This is a genomic window from Mangrovicoccus ximenensis, assembly GCF_003056725.1.
Taxonomy (GTDB): domain Bacteria; phylum Pseudomonadota; class Alphaproteobacteria; order Rhodobacterales; family Rhodobacteraceae; genus Mangrovicoccus; species Mangrovicoccus ximenensis.
This window is the reverse complement of record NZ_QBKZ01000015.1, coordinates 723,905-739,904: the sequence shown is the minus strand read 5'-3', so window position 1 is coordinate 739,904 and position 16,000 is coordinate 723,905. Positions and strand designations below refer to the sequence as shown.

Below are 16,000 nucleotides of genomic sequence, written 5' to 3'. Positions count from 1 at the left end.
GGGGACCGGTGCGGGCGTCTTTGCCTATGGGGCGGCGCCTTGCGGCGCCTCCGGACTGATGGCCAATGCTGGGGACCAGACCGGAATGCAGGAAGGCTAGCGCAAGGCCCGGCCCGAGGACAAGGCCCTTTGCCGGGCCGGCCTCAAGTTTTTCCGCCCGGCCCCGCGGGGATGGCGGCGTCGTGCATCTCCACCAGCTCGCGGGCCATGATCTCGATGGCGATGCGCCGCTTCATCGCGCGGGCGCGCAGCTCGCGATGGGCCTCGTCCTCGTTCAGCCCCTCGCCCGCCATCAGGATGGTCTTGGCGCGCAGCACCATCTGGTCGCCCATCACCTTGCGCTTGAAGCGCCGCGCGTCGCGGGCCAGCTGCTGGTTCTGCTTCCAGACATTGCGGGTGATCGCCAGGTTGGTGAGCAGGCCGAAAGGCTTGATCGGACGGCTCAGCACCGCCATCGCGCCGCTTTCCAGCACCAGCTGCAGCGTCGCGGGGTTCTCGTAGCCGACGATGGCCAGCAGGGTCGGCGCCGGGTTCGGCAGCGTGCGCAGGAAGCGGCGCAGGTCCTCGCGGGCATGGTCCTCGATGGCGAGGATCAGGATGTCGGTGCGGTCCGGCAGGCGCTCGGGCACCGGCCAGATCAGCTGCGGCTGGCAACCGATCCGGCGCAGGTGGTCNGGTCAGCGCGGTGCCCTCCTCGTCCATCGGATGGATCACGACGACCGAGAGGTTGCGCAGCTCCTTGAGGAAGGCCGAAGACATGGGCGGCCTCCTCAGAACAGCGCCGGGACGGCATCGGGCGCCGCCTCTTCGCCGTCGGCAATGTCGATCAGATAGGGATCCGGCGGCACGCGCCGCAGCGGATTGCTAACGATCTCGTAGGGTTTTCCCTCTCGGATCCGCGCGACCCGCGGCCACAGATGGGTGTGGTTGGTCAGCCGGTCGACCCGCACCGGGCCCTGCGGCGCGTCGTACTCGACCTCGTAGAGCGCCGGCAGCAGCCGGTCGATCCCGTCATCTCCGGCCAGCGCCAGCGCGCGGGCATAGAGATGCACCGAGAAATAGGCGGCCTCGGCCGGCGCGGTCAGCGGCAGCGTGCCGCCGGTCGCCGCGCGGAAGGCTTCGGCAAAGCCGCGCGCCGCGGGCGTGTCGAGCGAATCGAAGAACGGCGCGGCGATCACATGGCCCTCGGCGGTGCCGGGCTTCATCCGCACCACGTCCACCTCCGAGGTCGACTGGCTGGCGATCGGCAGCTCCGCCGGATCGAAGCCCGCCTCGCGGAACGCCTCGTAGAAGCGCACGATGCCGTCGCCGACCAGCGTCGAGTAGATCACGTCCGGCCGGGTCTCGCGGATCAGGTCGAGAAGCCGCGCCACATGCTCGGCGCGCAGGTCGAGCGGCACGTAGATCTCGTCGGCCACCTCGCCGCCGCGCGAGCGGAACAGGTCGCCGACGATGCGGTTCGATTCGTAGGGATAGACATAGTCCGAGCCGATCAGCAGCAGCCGCCGCCCGACCGTCGCGTAGAGATAGTCGACCAGCGGCACCGAATTCTGGTTCGGCGCCGCGCCGGTATAGATGCAGTGGCGCGAATACTCGAAGCCCTCGTAGAGCGTCGGATAGAACATCAGCGCGTTCTGCGCCTCCACCATCGGCAGCATCGCCTTGCGGGTGCTCGACATGTGGCCGCCGAAGATCACCTTGATGCCGTGGTCGCGGCACAGCTCCAGCACCTGGGACCGGTAGAGCCGCGGCGTCGAGGCAGGGTCGCGGTAGACCGGTGCCAGCCTGCGGCCGCGCACCCCGCCCGCCGCGTTGATCTCGGCCACGGCCAGCCTGACGGCTTCGACCTGCGTCTTCTCGATCATGCCGGTCACGCCGGTCTCGGACATCACGACGCCGATCGGCCAGGTATCCTCGGTGGTCAAGTCATCATCCCATCGTTCGAAAGCAAAAGGGGGTCCAAAACGCAAAAGGCGGCCCCGTCCGGTCGCCGATGACCGGAAGAGAGCCGCCCTGCTCAAGGTTCTTCGCCCCGAGAAAAGGCCAAGCCGGGGCGGATGTCAAATCCCTTCGCTGCCCTGCGGCATTTCATTTTCGATCTTGACCGGCCCGGGGCGGCGGCGCAGGATCGCCCCGTTCCGGTCCCCTGGGCAGCCGTCCCGGGCCACCGGAAGCCCGCATCCCGCGATGCGGCATTCCCGGGCCTCATGGCCCCCTGACAGCGCTGTCAGCCCCTTCATTTCCTGCCGCGATCCCCTGCGCCGTGTCCCGTTTGCGGGCCCTGCGCCCGCGGCTTCCATATCGACCGACAGGCCCCGGAGCGCGCTCCGGCGGCAAGGGCGGCGCCGTGCCCGGCGCCGGGAAAGGACCCCTGAGATGAGCGAGACGCTCGAACCGACCGACGCAATCCTGCCCGAGATGCTGGGCGGGCTGACCATCGCCGCAATCCGCGACGGGCTGGCCTCGGGCCGCTTCACCGCCGAGGCGCTGGCCGAAGCCGCCTTGGCGCAGGTCTCACGCCTCGCGCCCGGAAAATGCAGCAACGCCGCGGTTTGCCCTAGGCTCAGGACCCATTGAGTTTTATCGGTCCTCGTGGTTCGGGACTTTTATGATTCGCAACGACTTGAGGTGGCACGACGCGCCCGCTGAACATGGCCCGCACAGGTGAAGGAAACCGTGGCGCGGGGATGGCCCCGGAAACCCTCTGCAACCGTTGGTTCCACCGGAGCCGGATGGGGGTGCCTGCCTGCATCATGGACGGCCTGGCCTGCGAAGGCCGGGACACGAGGACCGTCATGATAGATGCGACCTTCCCCAAGTCCCGCCGGATGGCGTCCGGCCTCCGGGTCAAAAACGGGGCGCGGACGGCTGATCGGGTCGGCCAGGGGAGGTATGGGCTCGAAGCTGCGCGCCGCAACCGGCCGTTTGGGGCATCCGATCCGCTTCCCCCTGTCGGCGGGCCAGGCGAGCGGCGGCAGGGGCGCAGCATCCCTGCCGGCGTCGCAGCCGGAGACGGGGTGGCTGATCGCGGACCGCGGCTGCCGAGCCACGCCGCGCCATGGGGCGAGCGGCATGGCGAACGCCGATCGGGTTCGCAATGCGTTGGAAGCATTGAACATAAAGGTTTGCAGTCCGTCGGGGCGGTGCCGCAAGGTGGCAATCCCGCATGGCAAGAGGCGGTGCAAGCGCCGTCCCCGGATCGAATGCCTGTTCGGCCGCCTCAAGGACTGGCGCCGAGTTGCGCCGAGTTGCGAGGGGTGCCCCTCGGACTTTCCGCCGGCGATGGCTCGCGCAGCCGCCGTCGTATTTGGCCTGGGGGTTCTGGGCATAGGGGAAGAGGTCGAGTATCGGCTTTTCGTGCCGTGGTGCTGGCCGGAATTTTGCTGGACCGCGGCGGAACAGGCTGCCTAGCCTCTGTTCAAAGGCACATGCCAGAAAATAACGGCAAACATGCGTGGCAGGACTTGGTCCTGCTGCGCCCGGAGGCGGTCCTTCAGGGCTTTTCCCGGGCATTCGCTGCCGGCAGGCACTGCTTCCCGGGACTTTTCCGCAGACTCTCTTGCCGGATGCAGCAGCCGGCACAGGTCCCGATGCGGCCCCGGGGTCCGGGCCGCCAACATCTCCGGTTCCATCCGGCCTCCAGTCCCGGCGCATCAGGGGGGCCGATGCAGCCCCTCCATGTCGGATTGCATGGCGCAACAGGCCGCCCGTCATGCTCGCAACCGTTGATGATGTGCGAACACCGCGGCCGAGTTCGTCATGACCCTGCTGTCATCGACGCTGTGCCTGGCTGACCGGCGCGATCCGCTACTGGCCGGTGCTGGTCGGCGGCACCCGCGCGCTGCTTCTCGGCCCCGTGGCGGTGCACCCGACCCGGCAGGGCGAGGGGCTCGGCGCGCTGCTGATGACCGCCAGCATCGAGAAGGCCCGCGCGCTCGGCTGGCACCGGGTGATGCTGGTCGGCGACGAGCCCTATTACAGCCGCTTCGGCTTCGCCAAGCTCGAGGGCGTCGAAATGCCGCCGCCCACTAACCCCGAGCGGGTGCTCGGCATCGAATTGCAGGAGGGCGCCTGGCTGGGCGTTGCGGGCGAGGTCACCCGCTGCCTCTGAGGCCTCAGCCGCGCGGCTCCGACAGATAGGCGGTGCGCCCGCCCGCGATGGTCCGGCGGATCACCGGCGTGCCGGTTTCGGGCCAGTCGATCAGAACCAGATCGGCGCGCAGCCCCGGCGCGATCCGGCCGCGGTCCCCGAGCCCCATCTCGAGGCGCTGACCGCCGGGCTCGGCCGCCTTTCGGGCCGCCATCCGCGGCTGGCGGTGGTGCTCTTCTTCTCGGCCGCCGCTGCGGCGTCGGCGCTGGTCAACAACACGCCGGTGGTCATGGTGCTGATCCCGGTGGCCGCCGCGCTGGCCCGGCAGGTCGGCAGCACGCCGTCGAAGCTCCTCATGCCGCTCTCCTTCATGGTGATCCTCGGCGGCACGGTGTCGATGATCGGCACTTCGACCAACCTTCTGGTCGACGGCATGGCGCGCGATCTGGGCCTTGCGCCCTTCGGCCTCTTCGAGGTCGCGCCGCTGGGGCTCTGCGTCGCCGCGATCGGCGCGCTGTTCCTTGCCGTCGCGGCGCCGCGCCTGCTGCCCGAGCGCCAGACCATGGAGCGGGCCGGGCCGCGCGGCGCTCAGGCGAGGTGCTGCGCGAACCAGCCGAGCGTGCGCTGCCAGCTGAGCCCGGCCGCCGCCTCGTCATAGCGCGGCGTGCTGTCATTGTGGAAGCCGTGGTTCACGCCCGGATAGACATGCGCCTCGTAGGTCTTGCCATGGGCCTTCAGCGCCGCCTCGTAGGCCGGCCAGCCCTCGTTGATGCGGGTGTCGAGCTCGGCATAGTGCAGCAGCAGCGGCGCTTCGATCCGCGGCACGTCCTCCGCCGCCGCCTGCCGCCCGTAATAGGGCACCGAGGCGGCAAGCTCGGGATAGGCCACGGCCAGCGCGTTGCACACGCCCCCGCCATAGCAGAAGCCGGTGCAGCCGACCTTGCCGGTGCTGTCGGGGCGGCCCATCAGATGCTCGAACCCGGCGAAGAAGTCGTTCATCAGCTTGCCGCCGTCGACGCTTCGCTGCAGCTCGCGCCCCTCGGCATCGTTGCCCGGATAGCCGCCGACCGAACTCAGCCCGTCGGGCGCCAGCGNCCATGTAGCCGGCCTTGGCCAGCCGCCGCGCCACGTCCTCGATATAGGGGTTCAGACCGCGGTTCTCGTGCACCACCAGCACGGCGGGCAGAGGGCCCTCGGCCGGCACGCCCCCGGCAGCGGGCTTCACCAGGTAGCCGCGGACGCTGCCATGGCCGACCGGGCTGTCATAGTCGATGTATTCCGCGAAGATCTCGGGATCGTTGAAGCTCACCTGCTGGGCCAGCGCATAGTCCGGGCTCAGCATGTCGAGCAGCGCCGCCGCGGCGACGCCGCCCGCCGCATAGCGGCCCGCGCGGTCGAGGAACTCGCGCTTGGTGATGCGGCCATGGGCATAGTAGTCGTAGAGGTCCAGCAGTCTCTGGTCGAAATCCGCCGCCGTCATCCGGGGCGTCGCAGTGGTCCGGGTCATCTGGGTCTCCCTTTGGCTGCGGCACCGGCAGGCCCCGCAGCCGAAGGCTAGCATATCTCCCGCGTCCCGGAAGGCCCCGCGTCCCTCAGGTCTCCGCCAGTTCCTTCTGATGCGCCTGCACCAGATCGGCCATCGAGTTGAAGCGGAAGTCGTAGTGCGGCATCTCGCCGGGATTCATCGTCGCGCCGAAGCCGTCCTTGTCGTGGCGGCGGTAGATCCAGGCCGAGGTCAGCCCGTGCCGGTTGGCGGGCTGGTGGTCGTGGAACATGCTTTCCGCGGTATGCAGGATGTCGCCCTTCCCGTAGCCGAGGCGGCCGAGCTGCGAGATCATGTAGTCGAAATTGCGGTCGGCGGGCTTGTAGGAGCCGATATCCTCGGCGGTGTAGACATGGTCGAAGGTGATGCCGAGCTTCTCGTTGGAATGGGCGAAGCTCCTGGCGTCGACATTCGACAGCACCGCGAGCTTGTAATGCGCCTTGAGGTATTGCAGCGATGCGGCGCTGTCGGGGAAGGCGGGCCAGTATTCCACCGAATTGCCGTAGGTTTCGCATTCCGCCCAGGTCACGGGCAGGCCCCAGTCCTCGGCGATGCGGCGGTAGACCGTGGCCAGCAGGCGGCTGTAGGGCATGGCCGGGGTCAGCGCCTGCTGGGTGCTCTCGTGGAAGGCATGGGTTTCCAGGACCTTGTCGCGGGACGGCTGCTCGGGCAGCCGCTCGAAGAGCGGGCGCAGGCCTTCGAACATGCCGGTTTCCCAGTCGATCAGGGTGCCGTAGACGTCGAAGGTCAGGATCTTGTAGTCACGCAGGGTCATCGGTCTCTCACTCGCTCTTGGCACATCGTTGCGTCGGTCATTGGGCCGGCCGGTCCACGGGGCGCGGGCGGCACGGCCTCCATCGCCGACAGATGCACGCCGCAGCCCGGCTCTGCAAGCGCCTGCACCGGACGGCGCGCGCTGCGGCCCCTCGCCGCCGCCGCCTTCGAGGCTGTCATCGCCCTGCCGCCCGCGCAGCAGGTCGGCTCCGGAACCGCCGTCGAAGGCATCCTCTCCCTCGCCGCCGATCAGCGTGTCGGCCCCCTCTCCGCCGGCGACCGCCCCGGCCATGCCGCCGCGGCCGTCATAGCTGTCGCTGCCATTGCCCAGATCGACCTCCCCGGCCGTGCCGGCATTGCGGAACCGGTCGGCATCATCGCCCATGCCGACATCGCCCAGGATGCCGCCGGAATTCTTCAGCAGGTCGGCCCCCTCCCCGGTCTCTACCCCCTGCATGCTGCCGGTGTTGCGGATCTCGTCATCGCCGCCCTCGGTGGAAACCCGGCCGAGGATCGTGCCGGAATTGCCGATCGCATCGCGCGCGCTGCCGCCCGAGATCGCCCAGCCGAAACCGCCGGGTTCGCCGACCGCGGAGATCGTGCCGCTGTTGGTGATCTGCGAGACATCGCCGACGATCTGGATGCCGGTATAGCCGATGATCGTGCCGCTGTTGGTCACATAGGCGCTGGCGCTGCCCGGCTGGAGCCGCACCGCCGAACCGACCACCGACGAGACCGTGCCCGAATTGGTGACATAGACATTGCCGAAATCGTCGGTCACCCGGCCGTAGAGCCCGTAGTAGTAGCCCGAGACATAGCCCGCGTTCTCGACGGTCAGCAGGCTCGTGAAGCGCGAATAGAGCCCGTAGAGCGATTGCGAGACCAGCTGCCCGGTCGCACCGACGGTCAGCCGGAACTGCGCCGATTGCTGGTTGATGCCGTTGTCGTCGCCGCTGAACACCGTGCCGAAGATCGCCAGATCCGCATTGCCGTTGACCACAACCGCGTCGTCCTGCAGCGCCAGGCTCGCGCCCTCGGCCACGAAACCGACCTCGCCCGCGTTCAGCGTCCGCTGCGCCTGCGAGTTTCCGAACAGATAGAATGTTGCCATGGCCCATACCCCTTTTCCCAAGGGAAGCCTCGGCGAGTCCCGCCCCCAAGGCGAGTCAGGATTTCTGTAATCGTCCCGAAGGAGATGTCGCGCCCGGACCGCAAACCGTCCGGATTGGCTATGGCAGGCTGGGCGGGAACGGAGTAACCCGGAGCCATTCCCCACGGAGAAGCGCCATGACCGATTTCGTCGTCACCGTCACCTGCCCGTCGCGCCGCGGCATCGTCGCCGCCATTGCCACCTTCCTGGCCGAGCATGGCTGCAACATCACCGACTCGGCCCAGTTCGACGATCCCGAGACCGGCAAGTTCTTCATGCGGGTCAGCTTCGTCTCCGAAACCGGCGCCCAGCTCCCGGCGCTGCGCGACGCCTTCGCCCCGGTCGCGGCGGAATTCTCCATGGAGCCGGAATTCTTCGACGGCAACGAGCGGCCCAACATGCTGGTCATGGTCAGCCGCTTCGGCCACTGCCTGAACGACCTGCTCTACCGCTGGCGGATCGGCGGGCTGCCGGTGAACATCACCGGCGTGATTTCCAACCACATGGACTACCAGAAGGTGGTCGTGAACCACGACATCCCCTTCCACCACATCGAGGTGACGAAAGAGAACAAGCCCGAGGCCGAGGCGCATATCATGCGCATCATCGAGCGCTCCGGGACCGACCTGGTGGTGCTGGCGCGCTACATGCAGATCCTGTCGGACCAGATGTGCCGGACCATGTCGGGCCGGATCATCAACATCCACCACTCGTTCCTGCCGNTCCTTCAAGGGCGCGAACCCCTACAAGCAGGCCTACCAGCGCGGCNGTGAAGCTGATCGGGGCGACGGCGCATTACGTGACCGCCGATCTCGACGAGGGCCCGATCATCGAGCAGGACACCGTGCGGGTGACCCATGCCCAGTCGGCGGCCGACTACGTGTCGCTCGGACGCGACGTCGAGGCCCAGGTGCTGGCCCGCGCCGTGCATGCCCATATCAACCACCGGGTCTTCCTGAACGGCAACAAGACGGTGGTCTTCCCCGCCTCGCCGGGCGGCTACGCCTCCGAACGCATGGGCTGAGCCCCGCGCGCGGTCACAGCCCGGTCAGCTCGACCAGGACCGGGCGGTGATCCGACAGCCGGTACATGTAGTCATGGCCGAACGGCGTCCCGCCCGGCGACATCGGGAAGGGGATCACCGAGGTCTGCGCGCGCCCCAGCGCCACGCCGTCGACCACCGCGCCCGGCGACCGGATGCTGGTCCCGGCATAGACGAGGTCCAGCCCCTCCTGGTGCGGCACCGGCCCGGTTCCGGTGATGGTCGTCGACTGCCCGGTCCGGAACAGCGTCATCGGCGTGTCGACCGGCGTGCCGCTGCGGTCCAGTCCGGTCATGTTGAAATCGCCCAGGAACAGGTCCAGATCGCCATGCAGCCTGGCCTGGAACACCTGGTTCAGCAGCGGCGCCGAGCCCTTGGCCGGCCCCGGCGCATGCCAGCCCGCGACCCGCAGCACCCTGGTCGAGCCGTCATGTTGGTCAGGTTGAAATGCACGACCGCCGGGATCCGGAATTCGGCCCGGCCAAAGGCAAGGTCGAAGCGCACGGTATCGATCATGCAGGCCTTCAGCGCCTCCAGCCCGAGCCGGTGGAGTTCGGCGTCCCATTGGTGCTGGGCCGCCAGATCCAGCCGGAAAGTCTTCACCGTGCCGTGCTTCGTCGGGTGGTCGACGCGTTTCGAATAGACGATCCAGACGAATTCTCCGGTCCCAACCTGGTAGCGGTAGCCGCCCCATTCGCGCCGCATGTCGCCGTTCGCCGCCGCGCGGGGCGTCAGGCCGTGCTCGAAAATATCCACGAAGTCCCGGCCCATGTCGTTGCTCTGCTTGTTCTCGTAGAAGAACAGGATGTGCCCCTCCGCGGTCTGGTCGAGGATCTCGTCCATGAAGTCCTCGACCTTGTCGAAACGCAAATGCCGGATGTTCCAGGAAATGATGTTCAATCTCATGCGCACAGGCCTCCCCGCTTGCTTCCGCGCGGCAGCGCGCCGCCGGAGATCCGAATGGCGCGGAGGCTAGCACGGCCTCCCCCGCTTGCCGCAGGGTTTTCCGTTCCCGCCGCCGCGGATGCCGTCAGGGACTCCTTAACCCCGCCGTCCTAGGCAGGAGGGATGATCCGCCTGTGCCTCGCCCTCTTTCTCGCCTGCCTTGCCCTCGCCGCGCCTGCCGGCGCCCAGGGACGCGGCGACAGCGTGCGGATCAAGCCCGTGCAGATCGCCATCCGCGAAGGCCCGGGCACCGGATTTCCCGCCGTTGCCACGGTCTACAAGGGCGACGAGCTGCCGGTGCTGCAAAGCCGGGGCAATTGGCTGCTGGTCGCCGTGCGGCGCGGCGGCGGAAAGGTCGAGGGCTGGCTCAACGCCGCCTTCGCGGAAGAGGTCGAGCAAGACCGCGGCCGGCCCGGGCGGAACTGGCCCGACCGCGGCGGATGGACGGACGAACGGCCCGGACGGGACGGTGCACCGCATTGGGACAGGGATTCCCCTTGGCCGCCGCAGGGCGGCAGCGGCAGCAGCAGCCCCTCCTGGCAGCCGGAGGTGACAGGCGCCCCGGACCGCTTCGCCGGCGCCGCTGCGCTCAGCGCGGCCTTCCGCACGGATGCGCAGCTCCTGTCGCTGTCGCCGGAGGGATACGAAAGCCGCTATGGCGGCGTGCTCGGTTACGGGCTCGAAGGCGGCGACCGGGCAAACGCGGCATGGGAGGCGCTGCGGCCGGAGACCCTGGCCGCCGGAACCGATGCCGCGCGCTTCCGTCGCGTTCCGCGGCTTTATTTCGACATCGGCGCGGATGATCCCTTCTTCGAGGGCACGGCGGCGCTTCATGTCGCGCTGCGCGATGCCGGGCTGCGGCACCGGTTCCGGGTGACCGAAGGCGGGCATGACTGGCCGTTCTGGCGCGGCGCGCTGGAAGAGGCGCTGCGCCATGCCGATGCCGTTCTGACCCGCGGCTACGGGGAGTGACGCCTGCCAAAGGCGAAAAATGCGGCCGGCTTGATGCAGCGCACGGAAACTTTACGCGGAAATACGATTCTGTGATCGCGAATCATAACGCAAGGGTATCTTGAGGTGCTTAGCTACCCCTCCCCTCATGGAAGCCGTACGATGACCGACACTATCGTGACCCCCGTCGACCCCGCCCTCGAGGCGGCCCGCATCCTGTATTTCAGCACCATCCCCGAGGCGGTTCTGATCCATTCGTCCATTTTCGGACAGGGCACTGGCCGGGCTGCCTCCGGAACGCGGACGGGCGCCCCTGCCGGAGACGGCAGCTCCGGCGAAGCCCTGCTTGCCCCGGCCACCTACATGATGGCCTACTCCACGTCTTCGCAGGGCATCACGATCAACGGAGACAGCTATGTCCTGACCTTCGCCGACGAGTTCAACGGCTCCACCGTCTCCTTCTGGACCGGGTTCGGCAGCGGCGGCATCTGGGCGACCTCTTTCTCGCCGCATCTGGACGACACCCGGACCATTGCGGCCAATGGCGAGCTGCAATACTATGCCGATCAGGACATGGCCGGGCTGCCGAGCCCCTTCACGCTGAGCGAGGGCGTCCTCACGATCCATGCCTCCGAACTTGACCAGACGCAGCAGCAGCTGACCGGCGGCCTCGATTACGTCTCGGGCCTGATCTCGACCGAGATGACCTTCAGCACGTCCTCCGGCTATATCGAGATCAGCGCCGACGTCCCGGACCAGACCGGCTTCTGGAGCGCCTTCTGGCTGATGCCCGCCGACGGCGACTGGTCCGCGGAGATCGACATCTTCGAGATCCTCGGCGAGGATGCAGGCACGCTGCACACCAATGTCTGGGACGACGGCTCGCCGAATGCCGACTATGTCACGGATACCGGTGCGGGGGACGGGTTCCACACCTACGGCCTGTTCTGGGATGCCGACACGATCCAGTGGTATTACGACGGCGCGATGATCCGCGAGGCCGACAACACGGTGACCGAGGACATGTTCCTGATCATCAACCTGGCGGTCGGCGGCTGGGCATCGGATCCGGATGCGACCACGGATTTCTCCGACGGGCTGAGCATCGACTACGTGCGCGTCTACGAGCTCGACAGCGATCCGGACCGCAATCCCGAGCAACTGTCCGCGACCTTCGTGCCCGCCGGCCCCGATGTCGGCAGCAGCGCCTCGGAGGCGATCAACGGGTCGCATTTCGGCGATCTGATCAACGGGCTCGAGGGCAATGACACGCTCTACGGCAAGGACGGGGATGACAGCCTTTCGGGCGGACCGGGCGACGACCGGATCTTCGGCCAGGACGGCGACGATGTCCTTTACGGCAATGACGGCAACGATCACCTGATCGGCGGTGCCGGCGCGGACACGCTCGAGGGCGGTGCCGGGACCGACCACATGTGGGGCGGTCCCTACGGGGCGGATGGCAGCCGCGACAGCTTCGTTTTCTCTGACGGCAGCGGCACCGACTACATCCATGATTTCGAAGCCGGCATCGACGTGATCGATCTGAGCGCCTTCAATACGGACTGGACCGCCACCCAATCGGCGCTGAGCGATCAGACTTGGGCGGTCCGGCTGGATCTGCAGGCGCTCGGCGGCTCCGGCGGGGATGTCGTGTACCTGGCCGATGTCGCGATCCAGGATCTGGACAGCAGCAGTTTCCTCTTCGCCTGATCCGGCGCGCGCCAGCCGCCGGCCACGGTTCCCGGCAGGCAGGCCATGGAGGTGCGGGTGAGGCCCGCTCTTTCCTGGCCTGCCATGCGCTGGGGGTGTTGGCCCCGGGCCGTGGCTGTGACCGGGGCGGATCGGGGCGTCGCCCAGCCTGCCGGCGATTTCGCCTGCGGCCCGGCGAGTCCTCCCGTGATGGCCTGCCCGTGCCTCCTGCAGTGCAGAGCAGCGCCTTCCGCTCCGGAACTGGAGAGTACGGCCCTCGTCCTGCCGCGCATCGTGATGCCAGGCAGATCGGGATGTCCGCAGAGGGGACAGGATGCGTGCGCCCGCCCCGGCGCATGCGGTCTTGCCATGTCCCGCCATATCGACTTGGTCCGGCCCGGTTCCTTGCCGCAGCGGGCCGGCGCGGCGCATGCCAGAGGCCGCGCCGGTCCTCCCTGCCCCGTGGCGGCGGTGAGTACCCCCCGCCGAACCGGCTTCCTTGTGCGCTTGCCGGTTGAGGCCGCACCCGGCGCCGGCATCCCCTTCCGCCGGAAGCGGGACGGGTTTCCGGCCTCGGCGATACCGTGCGGCCAGCCGCCAGCGACCCTCGGCATCCCGCATGGCGGCTCCGAAGAAGATGCAGGGTCTCGGCCGCTCCCCGGCCAGTGCCGCGCAATGGCGCAGCGGGGGCAAAGTGGGCTCCCGCCTTTCGGCCCGGGAGAGGCCTGGCACCCGCGGACCGACAGGTGCGCGGCAGGGCACGGAGGGAGGCCTGCCGCGCGGGTGCCGGCCGGGACCGTTCCAGGTTTTCCGTCCGGCACCGGGCCGCCCGGACATCCTGCAGCCAGTTCCGCGCGGAAGCTGTCTCCGGTCCCAGTCGGCGCAGGGTCCGGAGCTGCCGCGGCCGCGAATCGGAGGTTTCAAGATACCTCATTGGGCGGCGGACCATGCTCATGGCCGGGCTTGTTTCCGCGGCCGATGCCCTGGTGCGGCTGCCGCTGTCCGCGCCGGGCAGCTGCGCGCGCGCCTCTGGAGAGAAGTCGTTCTGGAGCCTGCAATCTGAAGGTGCGGCTGCGGGACAGTATTGCCACATAAATCAAGGAAACTATCCTTTCGGATTGTTTGCTATACCTAATTTGGTTCGCGCCATGTGACCCCTGCGGATAGATCGCAGGTCCGGCTGCATGTCCAGCCGGCCATGTCACAGGTACGCCGTTCAATCGGTGCGTATTTTCCCGGAGCCAGAAACAGATGCCCGCGACCCCGTCCTCCACCGAATTCCTCGGCACCAGCCTTGACGACACCATCGCCGACGGCTTCGAAGCACCGTTCGGCGAGCGCCTCGACGAGTCCGCCGACACGGCCGACAAGGTCAACGGGCTGCAGGGCAACGACACCATCTCGACCGGTGCCGGCAACGACCTCGCGGCGGGCGACATGGTCGGGTCCGAATGGTCCTATGACGGCAGCAAATGGGTCTACGCGCCGGTGACCGGCGCGCACTCTGTCCACGGGCCGGAATGGGATTTCGACGACGTGATCGTCACCGGCGCGGGCAATGACGTGCTGCTGGGCAATGGCGGCAATGACAGCCTCTTCGCCGGCAGCGGCAACGACATCGTCAATGCGGGCTCCGGCAACGACCGCGCCTTCGGCGGCAAGGGCGACGACACCGTCAATCTCGAAGATGGCGACGACTATGCCGAGGGCGGCCTCGGCGCGGACATCATCAATGGCGGGGCCGGCAATGACGTGATCTTCGGCGACGACGCGGGCGGAAACCTGCTTGCCGGCAGCGCCGCGGCGCCGCTCGGCTTCGGCGCGCTGGCGCAGGCCGGCGGCTGGACCATGGCGGCCGCGAACGGTTACCAGACCGTCTCGCAATCCGCGGCGACGGTGGCCGGGGAAACCTATGCGCTGTCCTTCGATCTCGCGGTCAACCCTGCGTCCGGCGGGTCCGCCGCCATGGTCGAGGTATTCTGGAACGGCCAGGCCATCGGCACCGTCGAAGCAACTGCCGAGACCCGGACCTTCGGCTTCGACGTGGCGGCCGCAGGCGCCGGCAGCGAACTGAGCTTCCGCACCCTGCAGACCGAAACCGCTGCCCCGCTGGAGCGGGAGATGCAGATCGGCGGCACCGCCGTGACCGTCACCGCCTTTGCGGCGGGCCAGGAGCAGTTCTTCCATGTGATCGACGACCAGCTCCATGTCTATGACGTGGCAGCCGGCAGCCATGCGCGGCTCGGCCGGGAAGCTGATTTCAAGCTCAACGCGATCGGCTTCAACGGCGAGGACGGGCTCATCTACGGCATCGCCAAGACCGGCGGGCACGATGCGCTCGGCAACAAGGTCAAGTCCGACGACATCGTGATGATTGACGCGACCGGCGCGATCTACCGCATCGGCGAAGGCTACCGCGACGATCTGGTTGCCGATTTCGACGGGCAGGGCAACCTGTGGAGCTTCGACGAGTCGCTCAACACGATCACCGTGACCGATGTCGACCGCTTCGACGCGGACGGCAATCCGGTCCATGCGGCCTTCCGGTTCAAGGGCTCGGACTTCAAGGGCAAGATCGAGGACGTGGCCCATGATGCGGCGCGCAACGTCTTCTACGGCGTCGCCTCGCCGAACAAGGACGGCCGCAACGGTGCGCTGGTGCTGGTGGACGTGAGCAAGGTCGCGGCCGGCGGCGACCCGGTGATCACCCAGATCGCGATCTCGGGCACGCTGATCGGCGGCAAGATGCTGGGCGGCATGCCCGAGGGCGAATACGGCTCGGTCTTCCTCGGCCGCGACGGCACGCTCTATGCCGCGCTGGATGACGGCAACCACGACCTGTCGAAATCGACGGGCGACACGGGTGCGCTCTACAAGGTGCATGTCGACGCGGCGTCGGGCCAGGCCTATCTGGAATTCGTCTCTCTGGCGCCCGAAGGCAAATATTCCGACGGGGCGTCCGATCCGCGCGCCGCGGAGGCGGCGGTCACCGATTCCTCCGTGCTTCTGGGCGCGGCCACGCTGACGCTGGTTTCGGGCGGGAACGACACGCTGCGCGGCGGCGAGGGCGATGACGAGATCCACGGCAATGCCGGGGATGACGACATCAATGGCGGCAGCGGCAATGACAGTCTCTGGGGCGATGCCGGCAATGACAAGATCTCGGCCGCGGCAGGGGACGACCTGGTCTTCGGCGGGGCAGGCAATGACAGCCTGCGCGGCGAAGCGGGCAACGACACCATGTCGGGCGGCGACGGCGCGGACTACCTGGACGGCGGCAGCGGCAACGACCTGCTTTCGGGCGGCGACGGCGCCGACAAGATCGTCGGCGGCACCGGCGCGGACACCATCGACGGCGGGGCGGGCGACGACCAGCTCTGGGGCGGCAACTGGGCAGCCGACGGCGAGGGCGACACCTTTGTCTTTGCGGCCGGCGACGGAAAGGACTTCGTCCATGATTTCGAAGCGGGCCGGGATGTGCTCGACCTGTCGGATTTCGGCACCGATCTGGACTCGGTCCTGGCGGTCGCGAGCGACAAGGGCTGGGCAACCGTGATCGACACGGGGGCGCTCGAGGGCGGCGAGGCCGGCGACCAGATCATCCTGAAGTCGGTGTCGCTGTCCGATCTCGGAGAGGACAGCTTCCTCTTCTGAGCGCGCGCTGCGCCTCCCTGCGGCACCGGCCTGCCTTGCCGGTGCCGCAGGGCCGCAGGTCCCTGGCTTCGGGAAGGCCCTGTACTGCCGGCAGCGTACCTGGCAAGCACAGGGCGGAGGCTGGCCGCTTTGCCCGGCGTCCCGACCGGGATCGGGCAT

The 16,000-nt window shown here is 68.2% G+C and carries 12 protein-coding genes and 3 pseudogenes; 8 read left to right on the top strand and 7 right to left on the bottom strand.

Annotated features, from left to right (window positions below; translation table 11 throughout):
- Positions 1–143: 143 nt before the first annotated feature.
- Both C7T91_RS19605 and C7T91_RS19600 read right to left on the bottom strand, forming a co-directional pair.
- Entirely contained in the window at positions 144–668 is a 525-nt protein-coding gene (locus C7T91_RS19605; RefSeq protein ID WP_330848866.1) for an ANTAR domain-containing response regulator, read from the bottom strand.
- Between the two features lie 102 nt (positions 669–770).
- Positions 771–1,925, bottom strand: a complete 1,155-nt coding sequence (locus C7T91_RS19600) for a transporter substrate-binding domain-containing protein (RefSeq protein ID WP_108260684.1) — start codon at positions 1,923–1,925, stop codon at positions 771–773.
- Positions 1,926–2,376: 451 nt separating this feature from the next.
- Between C7T91_RS19600 and C7T91_RS19590 the strand changes: the two genes are divergently transcribed.
- Both C7T91_RS19590 and C7T91_RS19585 read left to right on the top strand, forming a co-directional pair.
- Positions 2,377–2,577 (top strand): hypothetical protein, encoded by a 201-nt coding sequence (locus C7T91_RS19590; protein WP_108260682.1) that lies wholly within the window; start codon positions 2,377–2,379, stop codon positions 2,575–2,577.
- Positions 2,578–3,790: 1,213 nt separating this feature from the next.
- A pseudogene (locus C7T91_RS19585) lies at positions 3,791–4,111 on the top strand (GNAT family N-acetyltransferase); the annotation flags it as partial.
- A 4-nt stretch (positions 4,112–4,115) separates the two neighbouring features.
- Here the strand turns inward: C7T91_RS19585 and C7T91_RS36275 are convergent.
- A complete protein-coding gene (locus C7T91_RS36275) occupies positions 4,116–4,304 on the bottom strand; it encodes a hypothetical protein (RefSeq protein WP_236638345.1) in 189 nt (62 codons plus the stop codon).
- Between the two features lie 15 nt (positions 4,305–4,319).
- On the opposite strand from C7T91_RS36275, the gene C7T91_RS36270 reads away from it, so the two are divergent.
- Positions 4,320–4,748, top strand: a complete 429-nt coding sequence (locus C7T91_RS36270; RefSeq protein WP_236638344.1) for an SLC13 family permease — start codon at positions 4,320–4,322, stop codon at positions 4,746–4,748.
- Here C7T91_RS36270 and yghX read toward each other — a convergent pair.
- Both yghX and C7T91_RS37985 read right to left on the bottom strand, forming a co-directional pair.
- Positions 4,679–5,597, bottom strand: a pseudogene (gene yghX, locus C7T91_RS19575) (YghX family hydrolase). The gene C7T91_RS36270 and the pseudogene yghX sit on opposite strands and share 70 nt — an antisense overlap.
- Before the next feature lie 85 nt (positions 5,598–5,682).
- Positions 5,683–7,518, bottom strand: a complete 1,836-nt coding sequence (locus tag C7T91_RS37985; RefSeq protein WP_269102236.1) for a haloacid dehalogenase type II — start codon at positions 7,516–7,518, stop codon at positions 5,683–5,685.
- Here C7T91_RS37985 and purU point away from each other — a divergent pair.
- A pseudogene (purU, locus tag C7T91_RS39705) lies at positions 7,509–8,581 on the top strand (formyltetrahydrofolate deformylase). The gene C7T91_RS37985 and the pseudogene purU overlap by 10 nt on opposite strands.
- A gap of 13 nt (positions 8,582–8,594) precedes the next feature.
- Here the strand turns inward: purU and C7T91_RS19560 are convergent.
- Complete coding sequence (locus C7T91_RS19560; protein WP_145962952.1) at positions 8,595–8,948, bottom strand: hypothetical protein; 354 nt, start codon at positions 8,946–8,948, stop codon at positions 8,595–8,597.
- 5 nt (positions 8,949–8,953) lie between these two features.
- On the bottom strand, positions 8,954–9,505 hold the full coding sequence (locus tag C7T91_RS19555) for a hypothetical protein (protein WP_145962951.1): 552 nt from the start codon (positions 9,503–9,505) through the stop codon (positions 8,954–8,956).
- A gap of 162 nt (positions 9,506–9,667) precedes the next feature.
- On the opposite strand from C7T91_RS19555, the gene C7T91_RS19550 reads away from it, so the two are divergent.
- The 4 genes from C7T91_RS19550 to C7T91_RS19540 all read left to right on the top strand — a co-directional run bounded on the left by C7T91_RS19550 (position 9,668) and on the right by C7T91_RS19540 (position 15,841).
- On the top strand, positions 9,668–10,516 hold the full coding sequence (locus tag C7T91_RS19550) for an SH3 domain-containing protein (protein WP_108260677.1): 849 nt from the start codon (positions 9,668–9,670) through the stop codon (positions 10,514–10,516).
- A gap of 141 nt (positions 10,517–10,657) precedes the next feature.
- Positions 10,658–12,208, top strand: coding sequence for a family 16 glycosylhydrolase (locus tag C7T91_RS19545; protein ID WP_108260676.1), 1,551 nt, complete (start codon positions 10,658–10,660; stop codon positions 12,206–12,208).
- Between the two features lie 932 nt (positions 12,209–13,140).
- The gene (locus tag C7T91_RS31745) at positions 13,141–13,341 is read left to right on the top strand and encodes a hypothetical protein (protein ID WP_145962950.1); all 201 of its coding nucleotides are present in this window, start codon (positions 13,141–13,143) and stop codon (positions 13,339–13,341) included.
- Between the two features lie 97 nt (positions 13,342–13,438).
- A complete protein-coding gene (locus C7T91_RS19540) occupies positions 13,439–15,841 on the top strand; it encodes a calcium-binding protein (protein ID WP_108260675.1) in 2,403 nt (800 codons plus the stop codon).
- The last annotated feature ends 159 nt before the right edge of the window (positions 15,842–16,000 follow it).